This window comes from Cupriavidus sp. KB_39 (assembly GCF_052114485.1).
GTDB lineage: Bacteria > Pseudomonadota > Gammaproteobacteria > Burkholderiales > Burkholderiaceae > Cupriavidus.
This window is the reverse complement of record NZ_JBFREV010000127.1, coordinates 1-1,304: the sequence shown is the minus strand read 5'-3', so window position 1 is coordinate 1,304 and position 1,304 is coordinate 1. Positions and strand designations below refer to the sequence as shown.

3 protein-coding genes are annotated in these 1,304 nt (G+C 60.2%); all 3 read left to right on the top strand.

Annotated features, from left to right (window positions below; translation table 11 throughout):
• The coding region (locus AB4Z27_RS29025) for a DUF3304 domain-containing protein (RefSeq protein WP_441645985.1) at positions 1-463 on the top strand (463 nt) is incomplete at its 5' end.
• A gap of 22 nt (positions 464-485) precedes the next feature.
• A complete protein-coding gene (locus AB4Z27_RS29020) occupies positions 486-926 on the top strand; it encodes a DUF3304 domain-containing protein (RefSeq protein ID WP_441645984.1) in 441 nt (146 codons plus the stop codon).
• 22 nt (positions 927-948) lie between these two features.
• Positions 949-1,304 (top strand): DUF3304 domain-containing protein (locus AB4Z27_RS29015; protein WP_441645983.1); only part of this gene is annotated, 356 nt, incomplete at its 3' end.

The window sequence follows — 1,304 nt, the reverse complement described above, 5'->3', positions numbered from 1 at the left end:
ACCACCAGCTTCAGGCGGCACGAATCGATTCAAAGCAACGCGCCCGCGGGCGTGGGCAGGCAGTCTGCTAGCCGCACTGTCGCTAGCGATTTCCGGTTGCGGTGACGAGCCTATTGCTGTGTCAATGGTTGGCTATAACCACACCGATGTGGGCATCTACGCGTTCGAGATCAACGGTTATGGTGGCCCGAACATCGGGGCGCACGAGGGCGGTGGCAATTTCACTTGCTGCGTCACGGTGCCACGGGCCCACAAACCTGGCATGACGGTGAAAGTCAGATGGGTCAACCACATCAAGGATGTTCCCCAGATGCGAGTCGTCTCCGTCCCGCCCTATCGGCCGGAAGAATTGGGAAGGTTTGCCGTCCATTTTCTGCGCGACGGCAACGTCAAGGTGTTCGTGACCATGATGGCTCTGCGTCATCCTGACTATCCCTTGAAGGGCGACGAGGCGCGCAAGTAACCACAGTTCCACGAGGAGAGTCATGCCTTACATAGTAGCGCGCCCACGGGCGTGGGTAGCCGGCCTGCTGTCAGCATTGTCACTGGCAATGTCCGGTTGCGGCGACGAGCCAATCTCGGTGGAAATGGTTGGCTATAACCACACCGATGTGGGGATTTACGCCTTCGAGGTAAACGGTCGTGGTGGCCCCAACATCTGGCCGCACGAGGGYGGAGGCAAGTTTACGTGCTGCGTCACAGTGCCACGGGTCTACAAGCCGGGCATGACGGCGAAGGTCAGATGGGTCCATCGCATCGACGATGTTCCGCAGGTGCGGATCGTCCCCGTGCCGCCCTACGGGCCGGAGGAAATCGGAAGGTTCGCGGTGCATTTTCTGCGCGACGGCAATGTCAAGGTGTTCGTGACCATGATGGGTCTTGGACATCCCGACTATCCCTTGAAGGGCGACGAGGCGCGCAAGTAACCACAGTTCCACGAGGAGAGTCATGCCTTACACAGTAGCGCGCCCACGGGCGTGGATAGCCGGCCTGCTAGCAGCATTGCCACTGGCAGTGTCCGGTTGCGGCGACAAGCCCATCGCGGTGTCAATGGTTGGCTACAACCACACCGATGTGGGCATCTACGCGTTCGAGGTCAACGGTCATGGCGGACCGAATATCGGGGCGCACAAGGGCGGTGGAAAGTTCACGTGCTGCGTCACGGTGCCACGGGTCTACAAGCCTGGCATGACGGCGAAGGTCAGGTGGCTCCATCGCATCGACGATGTTCCGCAGGAGCGGATTGTCCCTGTGCCCCCCTACCGCCCTGAAGACGTGGGGCTTCTGACTCTCCATTTTCTTCG